General features: G+C 41.6%; 18 protein-coding genes. 12 read left to right on the plus strand and 6 right to left on the minus strand.

What is annotated here, in order from left to right; all coding sequences use genetic code 11:
- Nucleotides 1-36 precede the first annotated feature (36 nt).
- The gene (locus WJR50_RS01330) at nucleotides 37-1260 is read right to left on the minus strand and encodes an exo-beta-N-acetylmuramidase NamZ family protein (protein ID WP_341291405.1); all 1224 of its coding nucleotides are present in this window, start codon (nucleotides 1258-1260) and stop codon (nucleotides 37-39) included.
- Between the two features lie 115 nt (nucleotides 1261-1375).
- Here WJR50_RS01330 and WJR50_RS01335 point away from each other — a divergent pair, with 115 nt between their 5' ends.
- Nucleotides 1376-2608, plus strand: coding sequence for an ABC transporter permease (locus WJR50_RS01335; protein ID WP_341291406.1), 1233 nt, complete (start codon nucleotides 1376-1378; stop codon nucleotides 2606-2608).
- Here the strand turns inward: WJR50_RS01335 and WJR50_RS01340 are convergent, their stop codons facing one another.
- A complete protein-coding gene (locus WJR50_RS01340) occupies nucleotides 2609-3340 on the minus strand; it encodes a polyprenol monophosphomannose synthase (RefSeq protein ID WP_341291407.1) in 732 nt (243 codons plus the stop codon).
- Nucleotides 3341-3446: 106 nt separating this feature from the next.
- Between WJR50_RS01340 and WJR50_RS01345 the strand changes: the two genes are divergently transcribed.
- Nucleotides 3447-4043 carry a D-glycero-alpha-D-manno-heptose-1,7-bisphosphate 7-phosphatase gene (locus WJR50_RS01345; protein ID WP_445223443.1) on the plus strand — a complete coding sequence of 199 codons (597 nt, stop codon included), beginning with the start codon at nucleotides 3447-3449 and terminating at the stop codon, nucleotides 4041-4043.
- A 2-nt stretch (nucleotides 4044-4045) separates the two neighbouring features.
- Here WJR50_RS01345 and WJR50_RS01350 read toward each other — a convergent pair whose 3' ends face one another.
- Complete coding sequence (locus WJR50_RS01350; RefSeq protein ID WP_341291409.1) at nucleotides 4046-4561, minus strand: hypothetical protein; 516 nt, start codon at nucleotides 4559-4561, stop codon at nucleotides 4046-4048.
- A 155-nt stretch (nucleotides 4562-4716) separates the two neighbouring features.
- On the opposite strand from WJR50_RS01350, the gene cysQ reads away from it, so the two are divergent.
- The 5 genes from cysQ (at nucleotide 4717) to WJR50_RS01375 (ending at nucleotide 8954) form a co-directional block, all read left to right on the plus strand.
- A complete protein-coding gene (gene cysQ, locus WJR50_RS01355; RefSeq protein WP_341291410.1) occupies nucleotides 4717-5520 on the plus strand; it encodes a 3'(2'),5'-bisphosphate nucleotidase CysQ in 804 nt (267 codons plus the stop codon).
- Between the two features lie 74 nt (nucleotides 5521-5594).
- On the plus strand, nucleotides 5595-6680 hold the full coding sequence (locus WJR50_RS01360; protein WP_341291411.1) for a mannose-1-phosphate guanylyltransferase: 1086 nt from the start codon (nucleotides 5595-5597) through the stop codon (nucleotides 6678-6680).
- A gap of 25 nt (nucleotides 6681-6705) precedes the next feature.
- On the plus strand, nucleotides 6706-7818 hold the full coding sequence (gene gmd / locus WJR50_RS01365; RefSeq protein ID WP_341291412.1) for a GDP-mannose 4,6-dehydratase: 1113 nt from the start codon (nucleotides 6706-6708) through the stop codon (nucleotides 7816-7818).
- A gap of 4 nt (nucleotides 7819-7822) precedes the next feature.
- The gene (gene fcl / locus WJR50_RS01370) at nucleotides 7823-8755 is read left to right on the plus strand and encodes a GDP-L-fucose synthase (RefSeq protein ID WP_341291413.1); all 933 of its coding nucleotides are present in this window, start codon (nucleotides 7823-7825) and stop codon (nucleotides 8753-8755) included.
- Nucleotides 8756-8771: 16 nt separating this feature from the next.
- Nucleotides 8772-8954 carry a PspC domain-containing protein gene (locus WJR50_RS01375; protein ID WP_341291414.1) on the plus strand — a complete coding sequence of 61 codons (183 nt, stop codon included), beginning with the start codon at nucleotides 8772-8774 and terminating at the stop codon, nucleotides 8952-8954.
- A 90-nt stretch (nucleotides 8955-9044) separates the two neighbouring features.
- On the opposite strand, the gene dxs is transcribed toward WJR50_RS01375, so the two are convergent.
- Nucleotides 9045-10964 (minus strand): 1-deoxy-D-xylulose-5-phosphate synthase, encoded by a 1920-nt coding sequence (dxs, locus tag WJR50_RS01380; RefSeq protein ID WP_341291415.1) that lies wholly within the window; start codon nucleotides 10962-10964, stop codon nucleotides 9045-9047.
- Between the two features lie 200 nt (nucleotides 10965-11164).
- Here dxs and WJR50_RS01385 point away from each other — a divergent pair, with 200 nt between their 5' ends.
- Nucleotides 11165-11920 (plus strand): segregation and condensation protein A, encoded by a 756-nt coding sequence (locus WJR50_RS01385; protein ID WP_341291416.1) that lies wholly within the window; start codon nucleotides 11165-11167, stop codon nucleotides 11918-11920.
- The gene (locus WJR50_RS01390; protein ID WP_341291417.1) at nucleotides 11920-12990 is read left to right on the plus strand and encodes a lysylphosphatidylglycerol synthase transmembrane domain-containing protein; all 1071 of its coding nucleotides are present in this window, start codon (nucleotides 11920-11922) and stop codon (nucleotides 12988-12990) included. The genes WJR50_RS01385 and WJR50_RS01390 overlap by 1 nt, the downstream gene beginning before the upstream one ends.
- A 57-nt stretch (nucleotides 12991-13047) precedes the next feature.
- Here WJR50_RS01390 and WJR50_RS01395 read toward each other — a convergent pair whose 3' ends face one another.
- Entirely contained in the window at nucleotides 13048-13467 is a 420-nt protein-coding gene (locus WJR50_RS01395) for a nucleoside-diphosphate kinase (RefSeq protein WP_341291418.1), read from the minus strand.
- 150 nt (nucleotides 13468-13617) lie between these two features.
- Here WJR50_RS01395 and WJR50_RS01400 point away from each other — a divergent pair, with 150 nt between their 5' ends.
- The 3 genes from WJR50_RS01400 to WJR50_RS01410 all read left to right on the plus strand — a co-directional run bounded on the left by WJR50_RS01400 (nucleotide 13618) and on the right by WJR50_RS01410 (nucleotide 17042).
- Entirely contained in the window at nucleotides 13618-14706 is a 1089-nt protein-coding gene (locus tag WJR50_RS01400) for a S66 peptidase family protein (RefSeq protein ID WP_341291419.1), read from the plus strand.
- Between the two features lie 99 nt (nucleotides 14707-14805).
- On the plus strand, nucleotides 14806-15885 hold the full coding sequence (locus WJR50_RS01405; RefSeq protein WP_341291420.1) for a dipeptide epimerase: 1080 nt from the start codon (nucleotides 14806-14808) through the stop codon (nucleotides 15883-15885).
- Nucleotides 15886-15965: 80 nt separating this feature from the next.
- Nucleotides 15966-17042, plus strand: a complete 1077-nt coding sequence (locus tag WJR50_RS01410) for an aminotransferase class I/II-fold pyridoxal phosphate-dependent enzyme (RefSeq protein WP_341291421.1) — start codon at nucleotides 15966-15968, stop codon at nucleotides 17040-17042.
- Here WJR50_RS01410 and WJR50_RS01415 read toward each other — a convergent pair whose 3' ends face one another.
- On the minus strand, nucleotides 17043-19283 hold the full coding sequence (locus WJR50_RS01415) for a DUF5916 domain-containing protein (protein ID WP_341291422.1): 2241 nt from the start codon (nucleotides 19281-19283) through the stop codon (nucleotides 17043-17045).
- Between the last annotated feature and the right edge of the window lie 28 nt (nucleotides 19284-19311).

A 19311-nucleotide genomic window follows, 5' to 3' on the forward strand; every position in this document is an offset into this window, starting at 1 on the left:
GTTAATGCTTGTGCAGTATTAAATGTTTTATGATAGCTACTCGAAATCCTCATAAAGCAGATACTTCTTCCGCATGCTTTTATATTGGTTTAGATCATCCGTCCAGCTTCTTCTAATTTCCTGAGCGGTAACTCCTGAAGTAAGTTGCTCTCTGAGTTTCTCGGTGCCTGCCAGTAAATCAAAGAAATCTTCACGAAAAAAATCTTCATTACTGATACCCAGATCAGAAGCATTCTGATAAAAACCTATCAAATAATTTAAGTTAAGATTTGTCAGCGGCTTTCTTTCCCTCAAGTCCGCTCCATAGCAGCGTTCTCCTTCATGCTTGGGGTTCATGGCTACGCCAGCTATGTCCTCAGGTACAAAGCTTAAAGTATCTGGTGCTTGCATTTCTTTTATTGCTGCTACCGAAAAGACCGGATCGGGGTAGCCAATTACCTGAAAAGGGAAAGGAGTGCCTCTTCCTATGCTCATTACGGTGCCTTCAAAAAAACATAGAGAAGGATAAAGGTTAATTGCCTGGTCATTAGGCAGGTTGGGAGAAGGCCGGATGGGTAATGAGTAGTTATCCTGATGGGTATAGTTTTTTACTTTGACCACCTCTATATCACAGGTTTTTCCATCGGGAAGCCAGCCTTCCCCATTGATCATCTGGGCTAGCTCTCCCACGGTAAGTCCATGGACTACCGGAATAGGGTGCATACCTACGAAAGACTGATGTTCCATCTCCAGCACCGGTCCATCCACATAATATCCGTTAGGATTGGGTCTGTCCAGAATCAACATTTTCTTACCCTGCTCTGCGCAAGCTTCCATCACATAATGCATAGTGCTGATGTAGGTATAAAATCTGGCACCTACATCCTGAATATCAAAAATGACGATATCAATACCTTCTAACTGTTCAGGAGTCGGCTTTTTGTTGCTACCATACAAAGATATGATTGGCAGGCCTGTTCTGCTATCAGTTGAGTTCTGTATGTGCTCACCTGCCCCTGCTTCACCCCTGAAACCATGTTCGGGAGCAAAGATAGTCTTGAGATTTACTCCCCTTGCCAGTAACGAGTCTACCAGGTGCGTATCTCCGATATGTGAAGTGTGGTTGACTACAGCCGCTACACTTTTACCTTCCAGAAGAGGTAGGTAGGCATCTGTCTGCCAGGCGGCAGGCTGAATCGTATTATTATCTTCTGTAAGTTCGGGCTGGCAAGCCAGGGCGAATGGAAGAATAAAGAGGGATATTAGTGTGATGAGACGCATAAAGTTGTTTAATTTGCATCGGACAAAATATGGCTGTAAATGTATAAATACTTTTTAGATATAACACGCAGCCTCATTTATGTGTGATTAAAGAAGATAAATCAGCTAGTATTCCTTGAATCTCCCTTATTTCATATCAAAAAAAATTAATAAAGCTGAGAATAAGTCTTTTTCAGCCACTATTAATAAAATAGCAGTAGCAAGTATTGCGCTGGGGCTGGCTACTATGCTGGTATCTTTTCTTATTCTGGGAGGATTCAAAAGAGTAATTACCAATAAGATTTTTACTTTCAATGGACATATTCAGATAACCAAGTATTCACTTGATAATTCATTACAGGAAGAACCCATATCGGTAAATAACCCCCTGATCCAAAACCCTGAACAATTTGATTTTATTGATCATGTGCAGGTATTTGGTCATACCGCTGGCTTATTACAGACGGATAACGAAGTTTATGGTGCCTTTATTAAGGGAATAGGGCCAAACTTTGACAGTTTACGTTTTAAAGACAATCTGCTGGCAGGTTCATTCATTCATTTTGCTGATAGTAGCAGCGATAGCCCAAATAGCTATTCTACACAAGTACTTATAAGCAACAAAATTGCAAATGCGCTACAGCTTAAAGTAGGTGATGATGTAAAGATGCTTTTTATTGATCCCTACCGGGTACGTAAGCTACATGTGCAGGGAATCTACAATACAGGCATAGAAGAGTTTGATGAGCAGATGATCATAGGGGATATCGGTCTGGTGAGGAGAATTAACCAATGGCCAGACTCACTGGTGGGGGGTATAGAAATATACCTGAAAGATTATGATAGAATGGCAGAGGCAGAGAACCGTTTGCAGAATGATCTTGACTACGATTTGTTTGTAGAAAAAGTAGGGGATAAATATGTGCAAATGTTTGAGTGGCTTGACCTAATCAATAATAATGTTATTATTTTTCTTTCCTTGATACTTTTTGTAGCCTGTTTCAATATTGTTAGCATCCTGCTCATCCTGATCATGGAAAGAACCCAGATGATTGGCATTCTTAAAGCCTTGGGGGCCAGGAACCGGCAAATCAGAAAAATATTCCGTTACAATGGAATTCTGCTTATTGTGAGAGGAATGATGCTCGGTAATCTGATTGGGATCGGCTTTGGGCTGCTTCAGTATTTTTTTAAGATCATCCCCTTAGATCCGGAAAATTACTATATGGACTATGTACCTATTCAATGGGATTTACTGGCAATTGTAGGGCTTAACCTACTTACTTTTGCCATTGTGGTACTGGTGCTGAATATCCCAACCATGATCATTTTGCGCATCAATCCAATTAAGGCAATTCGCTTTGATTAATTAGCGATTGTATTTGCGGAAAAAGCTGCGAATTTTCATATGTATTACTCCTGTGAATGCCTCCCAGAAAATACGTGGGGACATCTTGGATTCGCCTTTGGTACGATTGGTAAAAATGATAGGCACTTCTTTAATCTTAAAATCGTACAGCCAGGCAGTAAACTTCATCTCTATCTGGAAAGCATAACCGATAAAACGTATTCTATCAAGGTCTATGGTTTGCAGTACGCTACGATGATAACATTTAAAACCAGCGGTAGCGTCGCGGATAGGCATACTGGTCACCATTTGTATGTAAATACTGGCAAAAAAAGAGATGAGCACCCTGCTCATAGGCCAGTTCACCACATTCACCCCACTGACGTAACGTGAGCCAATGGCCAGATCGTAACCTTCATGGGCACAAGTTTCATAGAGCCTTACCAGATCACTGGGGTTGTGAGAAAAGTCTGCATCCATCTCAAAAATGTAAAGATAGTTCATGAGCAGTGCCCGCTTGAAACCCGCTATATAGGCAGGTCCAAGACCGCTTTTTTTCTCGCGTTCCATCAGATGTATTCTATCAGGATACTTATACTGCTTCTCTTTTACCAACTGAGCAGTGCCATCAGGAGAATTATCGTCTACAATCAGCACATCAAAAAGGATAGACTGATTAAGAATATCTTCCAGTAAAGAGTTGATATTTTCGCTCTCATTATAAGTGGGAATGACAACTAGGCAAGTGCTCACAGTATAGAATCCTGATGGTGGTTAAAAAGTCTCAAAAATAGAGAAGTTTAGGCTACAGTAAAAATCATTTTAGGGCTTTAATCAAAATGATGCTTGTCTGTACTCTTTGATATTTGTTATTTCGGGCTACGGTTTTTTTTTAGAAACGGAAGAATCAGATTATTTAATATTCATAAGACTTCATATTTACAAATACATGACAAAATGTATCTTTCTGGACAGAGATGGGGTAATCAATCGGGATAGGGTTGATTATGCTTATGATCTGTCTCATTTTGAAATTTTACCAGGTGTGCCTAAGGCCTTGGCTCGTTTGAAGAAAGCGGGCTTTTTGCTTGTAGTGGTGACAAACCAATCCGGGATAGCCAAGGGAATTTATACCCGAAGGGATATGAGAGCCTGTCATCATTACATGCATGAGCAAACAGATGATGTGATTGATGCAGTATATTATGCTCCTCATCACCCTACAGTTACTGAGTCACTTACCCGAAAGCCGGACACCCTGATGTTTGAGAAAGCGATTGCTCGTTTTGATATTGATCCTGAACAGTCATGGATGATAGGGGATAAAGAAAGAGATATCATTCCGGCAAGACAATTTGGTATTCCATCCATTCTGATTAGTCCAACAGAAGCAAAAACGCAGGCTCAGTACATTGTAAAAGATCTGGCAGAGGCTACAGAGATAATTTTGGGATAATCTTAGCGAAGAATGGTTTTAAGGTGCTCAACCCCTTCTTCGCTTACTTTATAGCGTCCCTGTCGCATCTTAAAGACCTTTTTGTAATCCTGGTTCAGCTTATTGAAGTGAGAAGTATTCGTTAGGTCAATTCCATGTTCACGAAGTAGTTTGTTTACTTCCTGGGTAGTAAATGTGCCTTCATCATTTTTGGATTGAATATAGTAGCTGGCAAGGAGGACAATATCAGTCTTGCTGATGTTTTTAGGGGCTTTGTAGTAAAGTTCTCCGAAAGAAGCAGCAGTCAATTTTCCGTTCGGAGCGCTAGAAGAAGGTTTCGGCTCCGGGGTTTCAAATATACTAAATTGCCTTCCTGAAGCATTAACATCTTGCTCGGTTTGAATGTTAGCAGGAGCTTCCCGAAGTATTTTAGTAAAGCTTTTAATCGTATCTGCATAAGAATTCACAAAATCTTCAGTACCCTCGATCTCAAACTCACCTCCATTAATAGCAATTCTGATTCTCGCTTTGCTTTCCATTGATTTTAGATTGTAATTGTCTTTATTTGCATGAGCCGAATATCAGCAATATATATTTTTTACCATACTTAATAAACTACTTTCAGCAATCCCCTCATTTGATTTCGGTTTTTCTAACAAAATACACATCAACATATCATTGATTCCAAATCATTATGTCGCAGAAGATTAATATTAGCACGCTAGGTGAAATTGCCATAGAGGCAGGCAAAGAAATTCTAAATATCTATCATAATGCCGATTTTTCTCAGATTGTAGATTTTAAGGCAGATGATTCTCCTTTAACAACTGCAGATAAAGCCTCGCATCATGTAATTATGGATCGCCTGAGCAGTGCATATCCTAATATTCCGGTAATTTCTGAAGAGGGTAAAGATATAGACTATGCTACACGTAAAGATTGGGAATACTTTTGGCTGGTAGATCCGCTGGATGGAACTAAGGAGTTTATAAAACGTAACGGGCAGTTTACTGTAAATATCGCTTTGATTCATAAGGGGACACCAGTAGTAGGGGTAATCTATACACCTGTCACAGAAGAACTATACTTGGCTACTAAAGAAGGTTATGGGGAAGATCTAAAAGCGGGCGCCTATAAACAACAGCTACCCGGCAATCCTGTAGCTATCAAAGTGAATCAAAAAACAGAAAACTTGGTAGCTGTACGGAGTAGCAGCCATGCATCTGACGAAGAGGAGTACTTACTGAAAAAATATAAAGTGACGGAAAGCATTTCAAAGGGAAGTTCGCTGAAATTTTGTATGGTAGCAGAAGGTAAAGCAGATATTTATTATAGGCATGGTCCCACCATGGAATGGGATACGGCTGCCGGTCAGGTGGTAGTAGAATGTGCGGGAGGAAAAGTTCTTCAGGGTACAGGCCCTGAGCCTTTTGTGTATAATAAGGAATCTTTAAGAAATGGAAGCTTTTTGGTGCTATCTGCAATTCGTCCTATGTAATAAGTGCGTAAGATTTTGATTATTTAAAGATTTATCTATATTTGCATAGAATTATTAAATTAAATATTAAATAAGTGCAAAAAAATAAGAATAACTTTGCGCTCATCATGGCGGGTGGCATAGGGACGAGGTTGTGGCCAGTGAGTCGTAAGCATTTTCCTAAGCAGTTTCATGATGTATTAGGAGTAGGTGAAAGTCTTCTTCAGCTTTCCTATAACCGACTGTTGGATGTATGTCCTAAGGAGAATATTTACATCATCTCCAATCAGGATTATTACAATCTGATCAAAGAACAGCTTCCTGCCATGACCGATGATCAGATTCTCTTAGAACCCCAACTGCGTAATACAGCCCCCTGTGTGGCATACGCAGTACATAAAATTGCTCAGAAAAATCCTGAAGCAAACCTCATTGTGTCTCCTGCTGACCACCTCATCCTCAAGCAGGATCAGTTTATTAATGTAGCATTAAAAGCTTTGGAAGTAGCCTCCCAAACGGATGACCTGATTACGTTTGGCATCACACCAACCCGTCCTGATACAGGCTACGGTTACATAGAATATGATCAGGCCAAAGCCGAGGATGGCGTTTATAAAGTTGCTGCTTTTAAGGAAAAACCTGACTTGCCTACTGCAGAAGAGTTTCTGAAAGCAGGTAATTTTGTCTGGAACTCAGGTATTTTTGTTTGGAGCGCCTCTGCGATAATAAAAAGTTTTGAAAGATACTTGCCGGACGTTAACAAATTGTTTGAAAAAGGAGCAGATATTTATTATTCTGAGAAAGAAGAAAGCTTTATCAAAGACACGTATGAAGCTTGTATCAATATCTCCATTGACTATGGTATCCTAGAGAAGGCAGATAATGTATATGTGATTCCAGCAGATTTTGGCTGGACTGACCTGGGAACCTGGAAGTCCATTGACTCACAGCAGGAAAAAGATGCACACGGCAACAGCCTGCAAGGCACAGTGCTTGCTTACGACACCGAAGAGTGTTTCATTAAAGTGCCGAAAGACCATCTTGCTGTGGTACAGGGTTTGGAAAACTACATCGTCATCTACGATGGTAAAGCGTTGATGATATGCCAAAAGGACCAGGAACAAATGGTCAAAAAATTCTTAGGCGACATCAAAGAAAAGGGATACAACGAATTCGTTTAAAATATTTATTTCTAATTAGTTAATCATGAAAAAGGCGTTAATCACAGGAATTACCGGACAAGACGGAGCCTACTTAGCTGAGTTTCTTCTCAAAAAAGGTTATGAAGTTCACGGAATCAAACGCAGAACTTCTCTTTTTAATACCGATCGTATAGATCACCTTTATCAGGATCCTCACGAAAGAGATCTTAAGTTCAAGCTGCATTATGGTGATCTTACAGATTCTACCAATATCATCCGTATTGTGCAGGAAGTGCAGCCGGATGAGATTTATAACCTGGGTGCTATGTCTCATGTAAAAGTGAGTTTTGACGAGCCTGAATATACTGCCAATGTGGATGGTTTAGGTACGTTAAGAATATTGGAAGCAGTTCGTATCCTGGGTCTTCAGGACAAAACTAAAATTTATCAGGCTTCTACCTCAGAATTGTATGGTCTGGTACAGGAAGTGCCTCAAAGTGAGAAAACACCTTTCTACCCCCGTTCTCCCTATGCTGTTGCTAAAATGTACGGCTTCTGGATTACGGTTAATTATCGTGAAGCTTATAATATGTTTGCTGTCAATGGTATCTTGTTTAACCATGAGTCTCCTATTCGGGGAGAAACTTTTGTAACCCGTAAAATCACCCGTGCTGCTGCTCGTATTGCATTGGGCTTACAAGATATCTGCTATCTGGGAAACATGGATGCCAAACGTGACTGGGGACATGCCAAAGATTATGTAAAGGCTATGTGGCTCATTTTACAGCAGGAGAAAGCCGAAGATTATGTGATTGCTACCGGAATCACTACAACGGTTCGTGATTTTGTGCGTATGTCCTTTAAAGAGCTCGGTATTGAGTTAGGTTTTGAAGGTGAAGGTGTAAATGAAATAGGTAAAGTAGTAAGCTGCTCTAACCCTGATTTTCAGCTTGAAATTGGTAAAGAAGTGATCAAGGTTGATCCTGAGTACTATCGTCCTACTGAGGTTGAATTACTGATTGGTGATCCCACCAAAGCCCGTGAGCAACTTGGATGGAAGCTGGAATTTACACTGGAAAGCCTGGTAAAAGATATGGTACAGTCAGATGTGGCCTTGTTCAAGAGGGATAAATTCTTATTGAAAGGCGGTCATAAGGTGTACAGCTATCACGAATAAGATTATGGAAAAAGACGCTAAAATTTATATAGCCGGCCATAGAGGTATGGTCGGTTCTGCTATTCTACGCAACTTACAAAGTAAAGGCTTCAGTAATTTTGTCCTGAAAACCTCCAAAGAGCTGGATCTAAAAGATCAGCAGGCGGTGGCTAAATTTTTTGCAGAGGAAAGGCCTGAACATGTATTTCTGGCGGCCGCTAAAGTAGGAGGTATTCATGCCAATAATACCTATCGTGCCCAGTTTCTTTATGAAAATCTGATGATTCAGAATAATGTCATTCACCAGAGTTATGAGCATGGAGTGAAAAAGCTACAATTCTTAGGTTCATCCTGCATTTATCCCAAAATGGCTCCTCAGCCTTTGAAAGAGGATTATCTGCTCACAGGACCTTTAGAATATACCAATGAGCCTTATGCCATTGCTAAAATTGCAGGGATTAAGATGTGTGAAAATTACCGTCTTCAATATGGTTGCGATTTTATTTCTACCATGCCGACTAACTTATATGGGCCGAATGATAATTATGATCTGAATAATTCTCATGTATTGCCAGCATTAATTCGTAAATTCCATGAGGCTAAAGAAAGTAATGCTGAGTTTGTAGAAATCTGGGGTACCGGAAGCCCTAAGAGAGAATTCTTACATGTGGATGATCTGGCAGAGGCCTGCGTGTATCTGATGGACAATTATAATGAGCCTGAGCTTGTTAATATAGGTACAGGCGAAGATATCGCAATTAAGGACCTGGCTCTTCTCATCAAAGATATAATAGGTTTTGAAGGAGAGTTACGTTTTGATACTTCCAAGCCTGATGGTACTCCCCGTAAACTGATGGATGTAAGTAAACTTCATAGCTACGGCTGGAAACATAAAATCGGCTTACGTGAAGGAATTGCCTCCGTATATGAGGAGTTTAAGAAAGAAGTAGTTGCTTAAATAAAATATAATAATCATGGCAAAGCTAAGCTTATCTTATACCAACAGAGTCATTGGTGGTGTGTGTGGAGGCATAGCAGAGTATTTTGGATGGGATGCCACTATCATAAGAATATTGTTTGCCATAGCTGCTATCATTGGCTTTGGTTCACCAATAATCTTTTATTTGGTACTTTGGTTGATCATGAAGTTTAGTTAGCTTTCCTTAATGTATAAAAATTAAAACCTCTCAACTTAATATCCTGAGAGGTTTTTTATTTCATAATCAATCTGAGTCGTAGCGTAGCAATTAACTCACTAGAGAATTTACGTTGAGTAGAGCTCTTACTTCATTAGATATGCTTTCTGCATCATACCCACACTCACGGTGAAGTTCTATCTGCTCACCATGCTCAATAATACGATCCGGTATGCCGAGGCGTTTTACCTGAGCTGCATAACCATGCTCAGCCATAAACTCTAATACTGCACTACCAAAGCCTCCCATCAGACAGCCATCTTCTACGGTAATTACTTTTTTATAACGATTAAATACTTCATGCAGCATTTCTTCATCCAGTGGTTTGACGAAGCGCATATCATAATGCGCAGGGTGCATATCATCAACAGCTAATTGCTTACAAGCCTCTACTGCATAATTTCCGATATGACCAATCGTAAGAATAGCTACCTCTTCTCCCTCCTGTATTTTTCTTCCTTTTCCTACTTCAACTTCTTCCATCGGTGTTTGCCATTGAGGCATTACCCCTTGTCCGCGAGGATAGCGGATGGTAAAGGGGCCGTCTTTATACAAAGTAGCGGTGTACATCAGGTTTCTCAGCTCAGCTTCATTCATAGGCGCAGATACTACCATATGTGGTAAGCAGCGCATATAGGCCAGGTCGTACGCTCCATGATGGGTAGGACCATCAGCTCCAGCCACTCCGGCTCTGTCAAGGCAAAAGATCACAGGGAGCTTTTGTATGCAGACGTCATGAATAACCTGGTCATATGCCCTTTGCATGAAGGTACTATAAATGTTACAAAAAGGAATCAGACCCTGAGTAGCCAGTCCGGCAGAGAAAGTAACTGCATGCTGCTCGGCTATGCCTACATCAAAAGCACGGTCGGGCATGGCTTTCATCATAATATTAAGGGAAGAACCGGAAGGCATAGCAGGGGTGATTCCCATAATCTTTTTGTTCTTCTCTGCCAGTTCTACAATAGTATGCCCAAATACCTGCTGATATTTAGGTGGCTGGGGCATATCATAAACTTTCTTGCGGATTTCTCCAGTTACTTTATCAAATTTACCAGGCGCATGCCACTTAGTCTGGTCTTTCTCGGCTAGTGAGTAGCCTTTACCTTTTACAGTAACACAGTGAAGTATTTTAGGCCCGGGAATCTTCTTCAGGTCTTTCATTACATGTACCAGATGATCCACATCATGACCATCTACAGGACCAAAATAACGAAGATTAAGTGACTCGAAAAGGTTACTTTGTCTGAGTAAAAATGCCTTAAGGCTAGTTTCCACTTTAGAAGCTACTTCCTGGGCACTCTTTCCAAATTTACTAATCTTGCCCAGCATTTTCCACACATCATCTCGAACCTTATTATAAGTTTGAGAAGTCGTAATATCAGTCAAATAGTCCTTCAAAGCGCCAACATTTGGATCTATAGACATGCAGTTGTCATTGAGGACAATAAGCAAATTTGTATCGGATACACCGGCATGATTCATGGCCTCAAACGCAATACCACCGGTCATGGCACCATCACCGATAACCGCAATATGCTGCTTGTCATTAAGCCCTTCATAATTAGATGCAACTGCCATGCCCAGTGCAGCCGAAATAGAAGTCGAGGAATGTCCTACGCCAAAAGCATCATACTCGCTTTCGCTTCGCTTGGGAAAGCCCGAGATACCATTATAGATACGGTTGGTATGGAAGAGATCACGACGGCCGGTGAGTATCTTATGCCCATAAGCCTGATGCCCTACATCCCAGACCAACTGGTCATAAGGAGTATTGAATACGTGGTGGAGTGCTACGGTAAGCTCTACCACACCTAAGCTGGCCCCAAAGTGACCTCCATAGACAGATACAGTGTCAATAATGAATTGTCGTAGTTCCTGGGAGAGTTGGACCAGTTGGTTTTGACTTAGGGCTGTAACGTCAGCAGGGCTATTAATCTGGGCTAGAATCGGACCGGGCTTAATGAGCATGATGAAATTTTTCTTAATTGTATTTCTGAAACTATGACAATCAATGAATGTTTTACTTTTCTAAAACCGTTTTGCAAGAAATAAGGTGCAAAGGAACGATGTTTTTTCATAAGAGAACATTTATTGCATAATAATGTCATAAATTTGCTTAGATTTTATGCTAGTAAATTTACTGATTCATCAGATAAAAGAAAGACACTGTGAGTTTTGAGATCAAACTTCCCCGTTTTGAAGGGCCCTTCGATTTGCTACTCTTCTTTATTGAAAGAGATGAGCTGGATATCCATGATATCCCTATATCCAAAATCACGGACGACTTTCTCAGCTACATACGGCATCTGGAGGCAATGAATATAGAGGTAGCCAGCGAATTTATACTGGTGGCGGCTACCCTTATGCGTATCAAAGCCAAGATGCTATTGCCTCGCCCGGTCTTGAACGAAGAAGGTGAAGAAGTAGACCCACGTGAAGAACTGGTGAAACATCTACTGGAGTACAAGAAGTACAAATCGGTGATCAAGGAACTGGCTGAGATGGAAGAAGACCGGGCTTTAAAACATGAGCGCGGAAATCTGGTTCAGGAAATTAAGAAACTTGCAGAAACCAATAATGTAGAAGCCGAGCTTCAGGATGTAACTTTATACAAGCTATTGAAGGTGTTTGAGCGGGTTACTCAGCGATTTGAGCTTAAACAACGCGAGAAACCTCATCAGGTAGTACAATATCCATACACCATTTCCGGACAGAAAGGTTATATACTCAACAATCTTCAAAACCGGAAACGGGTTTCATTTCAGGATATCATTAGTGATGATCCAAATAAAATAGCTGTCATTTTTAATTTTCTTGCGATCCTGGAATTGCTCCAACTGAATGAAGTAACATTGCAACTCGGTGAAGGCTACAACAACTTCTGGGTTTTGAAGAAAGAGGACGAAGATGTACATGTTGACTAATGGATATTAACTCCAAAAAAATATTTAAGACGCTTAATCCTAATAAAATATGGATACCTGTAGTCATTGGACTGGGTATTGTATTTTATATGTTTTATAGCGATCCTGACCTCACAGCAGACAAGCTTAAGCTGATATTTGAAGCTTCTGTTCTCCCTATTGTACTGGCTTTTCTGGTCATTTTTGCCCGGGATGCTGGCTATGTATACCGTATCAAAACATTAACCAATCATGAGCTCTCCTGGAATAGTAGTATTTATGTGATTATTTTTTGGGAGTTTGCCTCAGCAGTTACTCCTTCTATAGTAGGAGGAACATCAGTAGTAGTCTTTATCTTGGTAAAAGAAGGGATAAGCTTGGGAAAGTCTCTGGCATACGTGATGCTAACGGCTATACTGGATAACCTTTTCTTCGTACTGGTGGCCCCGGTAGCCTTGTTATTTACTGCACAAGAGCTTTTTCCCGATGCCAGTGAGATGGAAGTGAAGCTGGGCAACAGCCTACAAGTGCTTTTCGTGATCAGTTACGTCCTTATCACCATCTATACCTTTTTTATGTTTTATGCCATTTTTATCAGGCCGAGAGGGTTTAAATGGTTATTACTCAAAGTAACTTCCATCAGCTTTTTACGCCGCTGGAGGCATGCGGCAGGCACGCATGGAGATGAAATTATTATTGCCTCGGAGCTGCTAAGAGGTAAAAAGTTTAGCTACTGGGCTAAAATCATTATTGCTACTTTCTTGATCTGGTCAGCACGCTACCTCATGCTTAACTGCCTGATTGCGGCTTTCACCAATGTTACACCTATAGAACATCTGCTGATCTTCTGCCGGCATTTGATGATGTGGATTACCATGCTTATCTCTCCGACTCCAGGAAGTAGTGGTACAGCGGAGTTCTTTTTTGCGCAGTTCTTTACTGAGTTTCTGGGCGATTACACTTTTGTAACCAATATCCTGTGGAGGATGCTCTCTTATTATCCCTACTTGATTTTAGGAGCGATTTTTCTTCCAAAATGGATCAGAAGAGTGTTCTTCAAAAAAAAGTCCTCTAAAGTAACACAGCAATAAAAAAGGAAGACAATAAGTTGCCTTCCTTTTGAAAAAAGTTGTTTCAGTATTAGGCTATCAGAAGCGCTCAGTTGCTGCGAAGAAAAAGTTAGCTTCATTGGCAGCAGTTTCGTCTGCATCTGAGCCATGTACGGCGTTTGCCTCTATTGACTTGGCAAATAACTTACGGATGGTTCCTTCTGCTGCATCAGCAGGATTGGTAGCGCCAATTAGTTTGCGGAAGTCTTCCACCGCATTGTCTTTTTCCAATATCATGGCAATGATAGGTCCGGAAGACATATAAGTAGTCAGATCCTTATAGAAAGGACGCTCCTTGTGTACTGCGTAGAATTGTCCGGCGGTTTCTTCGGTCAGCTTCGTCATTTTCATCGCTGAAATTCTAAAACCAGCCTCCTGGATCATTTTGATGATTGCTCCTGCATTGCCCGCTTCCATAGCGTCGGGCTTGATCATGGTGAATGTCTTTTTTCCTGCCATATTGAGTTTACGTTTTAATATGAGTCAATGAAATTTTCCGCAAAGCTAAGAGTTTATTTTTTAACACGCATCATTTTGCGCAAAAGAGCGGCTTTGCCTACGGCTTTGTTGCAAAACACTTAACTTGCGGACTTTATCAAGTATAATCCCATGCACAGAAGAAAGTTTATCTCTCAGCTATCTGCCTCAGCTTCTACATTGCCATTTTTGGGTCTAACCCATTCTCCGCCTATGGCACATTTGCACTCAACTGCCGAAAAAATTATTCCCAAACGTCTTCAGCCGGGTGATACTATTGGTTTATTAACGCCGGCTACTTATCTCACTGAAGAACAGTTGCGCAACGCTATTTTAGCGCTGGAGAAATTAGGATTCAGGGTGCGATACTCTCCCAACATGCTGGTCAGAAAAGGTTACCTGGGAGGAACGGATGAGCAAAGGGCCGAAGATATCAATCAGATGTTTGCTGATGAAGGAATTGACGGAATTATGTGCGGGAGAGGAGGGTATGGAAGTGGACGAATACTACCTTACCTGGATTTTGATGTGATTCGTAATAACCCCAAACCTTTCATTGGCTTCAGTGATATTACTGCGCTTTTGTATGCATTCTACGGACAGGCAGGACTGGTTTGTTATCATGGACCTATGGGGACCTCTGATTACAATGAAGTGACAACCAGCTACTTCAAAAAAGTACTGATGGAGCCGGAGAATCCATTGGAGTACGACAATCAAAAAGTAGAAACCTCCGTAGATATGGATACGGAAGAAGGTGAAGTGGAGGTAGAAATAGCACCGCCACCACAGATAATTACCCTTACACCCGGTCAGGCCGAAGGTGAACTCATGGGGGGCAACTTATCCCTGATGAGTATGCTGGCCGGTACAAAGTACGACCTTGATATGCGGGGCAAAATCGTGTTCATAGAAGAAGTAGGAGAGGCTCCTTACAGAGTGGACAGAATGCTGACACAACTGTTGCTGGACGAAAATAAATTACCCGCAGTCGCAGGAATCGTGTTGGGTGTATTCAACGATTGCGAAGCAAAGGATGAGGACAACTCCCTTTCTTTGGCTCAGGTGCTGCAAGACAGACTTGCCGGTCTGGGAATTCCTGTTATCTACGGTTTGTCTTTCGGGCATATTAAGCAAAACATGACTTTGCCTTTTGGGATAAATGCGCGGCTCAATGCAGATGAAAAGAAATTGGTACTGCTGGAAAAACCAACTACCTAAAAATTGGAATATTTTTATATAAATTTGCGCAGGTGTAAATTGGTATAAAGGAGTAAGTACTTTAAAATATAGATCAAGAAGAGAATAAATTCAGAGGAGATGAAAATTAAACTACACGCTTTTGACCTAAAAATCAGAGATAGATTTACCATAGCCAGGGAAACCAGAGATATTCAGGAGACACTAATTGTTGAGCTGGAAGATAAAAATGCTAATGGCAAAATAGTAAGTGGTTTGGGTGAAACAACTGCTAATCCCTACTATGGCTTTACGGTAGAGAAGATGCAGGAAGAAATAGAAGGCCTGAGGGAGATGATTGAAAGTTTTGAGATTAGCGATATCCAGGAGGGAAGTGGGCTGGCAGGCAAACCTGCGGCTTTCTGGGAGCACCTTTTTCCACACCTACAAAAAAGTTCTTTTACGCTTTGTGCTTTGGACATGGCTGCGCATGACCTGTACGGTAAGAAGCTAGGCAAACCCCTGTACCAGATTTGGGAGCTTGATCCAAAAAAAGCACCTGCCTCCAACTATACTATCGGGATAGATACCATTGAAAAAATGGTGCAGAAGATGAAAGCCATGCCCTGGCCACTTTATAAAATCAAGCTGGGTACGGAAGAAGATCTTGAGATTGTCCGAGAACTGCGAAAGCATACCGATGCCATATTCAGAGTAGATGCCAACTGTGCTTGGGGAGTAGAAGAAACCATTAATAATTCGGTAGAGCTAAAAAAACTGGGAGTAGAGTTTATAGAGCAGCCTATGCATGCTAATGATATGGAAGGCATGAAAGAAGTATTCAAACATTCGGTCCTGCCACTGATTGCAGACGAAAGTTGTATTACCGAAACAGACGTAGCGAAGTGTCACAATCATTTTCATGGCATCAACATTAAGCTGACCAAGTGCGGTGGATTAACGCCTGCCCTCAGAATGATCGCTGAAGCACGAGAATTGAATATGAAAGTGATGGTAGGCTGCATGACAGAATCTACCGTGGGTATCTCGGCCATCGCACATTTATCACCCCTGCTGGATTACGTAGATATGGATGGTGCACTTTTACTAGCAGAAGATATTGCTACCGGTGTAAAAGTGAAACCTGATGGCGTAGATTTCGCGCAGGAAAACGGTACCGGTGCAAAACTGATTACGTCTAATCAGTTACAAGCGTTATAACTTTACTAGAACTGCCAGGACTAAGCGTCGCCGACTAGGCGTTCCCATTTCAGAAAGCTGGTAATTCCTAATTTTCACATATGCCATATACTTATACTGATGCACTTCCCGGACGTACGGTCAAAATAGATGGACAGGAAAAGCTGTACTTTAGCGGCACCTCCTATCTGGGCATCAATCATCAGCCTGCTTACCAGCAACTTTTGATGGAAGGTATCAGAGCTTATGGAGGAAACTATTCCAGCTCGCGCTCTTCCAATCTGCAATTGGCGATTTATGAGGAAGCAGAGCATTTTCTATCAATCTTATTAGGGCTGGATGCTGTACTCACTTTTTCTTCCGGCTACCAGGCAGGGCAAGCCTTAATGAATGCTCTGCCTAAGGATGTGCAGTATATTTTTGCACCCCAAACACATCCGGCAGTATGGCAGACAGACCAGGAGGTATGGCCGGGCAGTTTTCCATCCTGGGTATTATCCTTACCTACTCAGCTTTCTTCTGCTCCTACGGAAGAAGTGATTATCGTGACTAACTCACTAGATCCGCTCTTCGCAGAGAAATACAAATTTAACTGGCTGGCTGACCTTCCGGCTGAGAAAAATATTCATGTGATCATTGATGACTCACATGGATTGGGTGTTTTAGGGGAAAAAGGAGAGGGTATCATTTCACAAATAAAGTCTTACTTACCAAAGCACATCCAGCTTACTATTGTAGGTTCAATAGGTAAGGCTTTGGGAGTTCCCGGAGGTATAGTAGCGGGTTCAAAAAGCTTGGTCAGTCAACTCAAAAAAAGCCCTTTTTTTACAGCTGCCTCTCCAATTCCTCCTCCTTATCTGTACGCTTTCCTCAGAGCCCAACCACTCTATCAGTCAGCAAGAATAAGTTTAAAAGAAAGAGTAAAACAGTTTCAACAGCAGATTAAAGACAGTGGCCTTTTCAATTATTTTGAAACTTACCCGGTATTCTATACGCCTCATAATGAGCTCTCTAAGGCAGTAGAGGATACATGTGTGCTTTCCAGTTTTCCTTACCCCAATCCTGATAGCGCACCGGTGACCAGGGTAGTACTGAATGCATTGCATAAAGAAGAAGATGTGAAAATACTTTCCTCAAAAATAGCATCTTTCATGGCTATGCAGGAAGCCCGTTCCTGATCAGATATTCAACCAATAAGTAAGCTTTACCACCAGGGCCCGGTTTTTTACATCAAAATTGTTAATCCGATCGTGGATGTCATACACGTAGTTATCGGTATACACTATAAAGAGGTCAGATACTGGCTTGAAGCGCCACTGAAAACGACTGTTGACATTGATGTTATCAAACTGACTATTGTACTGAACAAAGGTGGTGAAGAAAACGCTCTTGGTAAAAGTGAGGTCCAGACGAGGCCCAATCAGGAATAAATTAGCACTGGTATAAGGTTCATCCAAAGTGATGCGGCTGTAGGTCATGTCTAAAGACAATAGGCCGTAGGGCTGTGCCCGATAGGTGAAAGTACCTTTAAAATAATTGAGCATGCCGTCATAATATTGTCCCTGTATCGTATTCAGGTCATAAAAAAAGTTTTTGCGTCGGTCGGATAAATAGGTGATGTCTATACTATTCATTTGGAAATCTTCACCGGTAAAAAAAGGAACACCTTCGCGGCTGGGGGCAAAGGGGGCAAACAGATACACATAGTCATTCAGATAAGCCGCAGTTAATTCACTGGTATTGGAGAAAATAAGTTCATAGAAAAACCGCAGGTTAGCATCGGTCATGCCCAATTCCTGATTCCACCAATATTGATATTCCAGGCCCGGCCCGTGGCTCACCAGCTTTCTGGATTTGGGAAAGAAACGATAAGCCACCGAAGGCATAATGCGATTGAAGCCGGTACGAGGCACAAAACCAACCTCAGCGTTAAAATTTTCACCAATCGTCTGGTGCAGCCAACTGATATCCCATCGTAAGGTGCTATAAATGAGGTTGGCTCCATGTGCGTAGGTGTTTTCAGGATTGGCCGGATCAATAGAATGGTGATAATAGAACTTTCCATTCCAAGTGTTGTCAGCGGAGGCCATGTTATAATCTACTCCAAAGAGACGGTTGTACTTACCAGATTGTAGGGTAAAATCATCTGTTATGGTATCGGTGAGGGATTGCTTATTGATCGCAATGAATGATAAATTTGAGCGCTTGAACATTCTTCGTTGCACTGCACCGACAGTATAATTGAGACTGGGCAGGTTGATAGTTTTATCTTCTCCGGTTTGCATATTCATCAACCCTACCCTCCAATTTCGATTAATGCTTCCACTGAGGCGGGCACCGAAACGAATGGGGTTTTGTACGTTCTGGCCGGTGGCAGAATCAATAGCAACGCCTATGCGGCGGGAGAAAAAGGGGCGGGCATTTTCCATTCCGAAGTTGGCAAACAGATCAGCATTTTCCAGAAAAAACTGCCGCTTTTCCGGGAAGAAGATTTCAAAACGATCCAGATTGGTTACCTGCTCATCTACTTCTACCTGAGAGAAATCAGGGTTTACCGTCAGGTCAAGGTTAAGCGAAGAAGTAACTGCGATCTTGGCATCACCCCCTACGTTCAGGTTTTTTTCTGTTGGCGTACCCTCCAAGTGATTACGGTTGACTCCCCCGGCAACGTATGGGATAAGTGAAATATTAGCACCTGGCTTTTTCAGGGGCTGATCCCATATAAGCCTTCCGGAATGAGCGAGAGAATACAAACGAAAATTACGCGGAATATGACTCCATACGGCTCGTTCATTGGTATGGCTATCCAGCCGATAAAAATTCATGAACCACTCGGTACTTCCTTCTTTGAAACGCAAGGTTTTGAACGGTATGGCTACCTCCGCAGTCCAGTAACCCTCAAAAATCTTGGCAGATGAGTACCATTTATTATCCCATGAGAGATCAAAATCTTCCTGCAAAGAACCTCCATTAGCGATGAGCCCCTCTCTTTGTACTCCATAAGGGTTGAGCCCAAATGAAAAAGCATTGGTCTGCCCCTGAAAAGTATCAAAGTTGAAAGTGATCATGTCATTACCTGAGCCCCGAAAATCCCGTCTTAAAGATGGGGTCACATAGTAAATATCCCCATCCTCAGAAGTACTGTAGCACTTGGCAAAAATGTAGATAAACTGATCGTCGTAAGTCATACGGATTTCAGACTGAGCGATTGCCAGCGAAGTATCCATCGGAAAGTTTTGCCAGAAGTTTTTAGCTACATCCGCTTTTTGCCATACATCTTCACTCATTACACCATCCAGTTGGATAGGTTCATTCGTTTTATTGATGTTTAAGCCGGGGCGCTCAATATTTTTTTGCCCAAAAGCAGAGAAATAACACAAAACGAAAATAAATATGGGATAAGGGTAAATCTTATTCATTCAGACCAAGTATATGCGCGATATGTAA

Origin of the sequence: Catalinimonas locisalis (genome assembly GCF_038039535.1) — a bacterium.
In the GTDB taxonomy this organism is placed as follows: domain Bacteria; phylum Bacteroidota; class Bacteroidia; order Cytophagales; family Cyclobacteriaceae; genus Catalinimonas.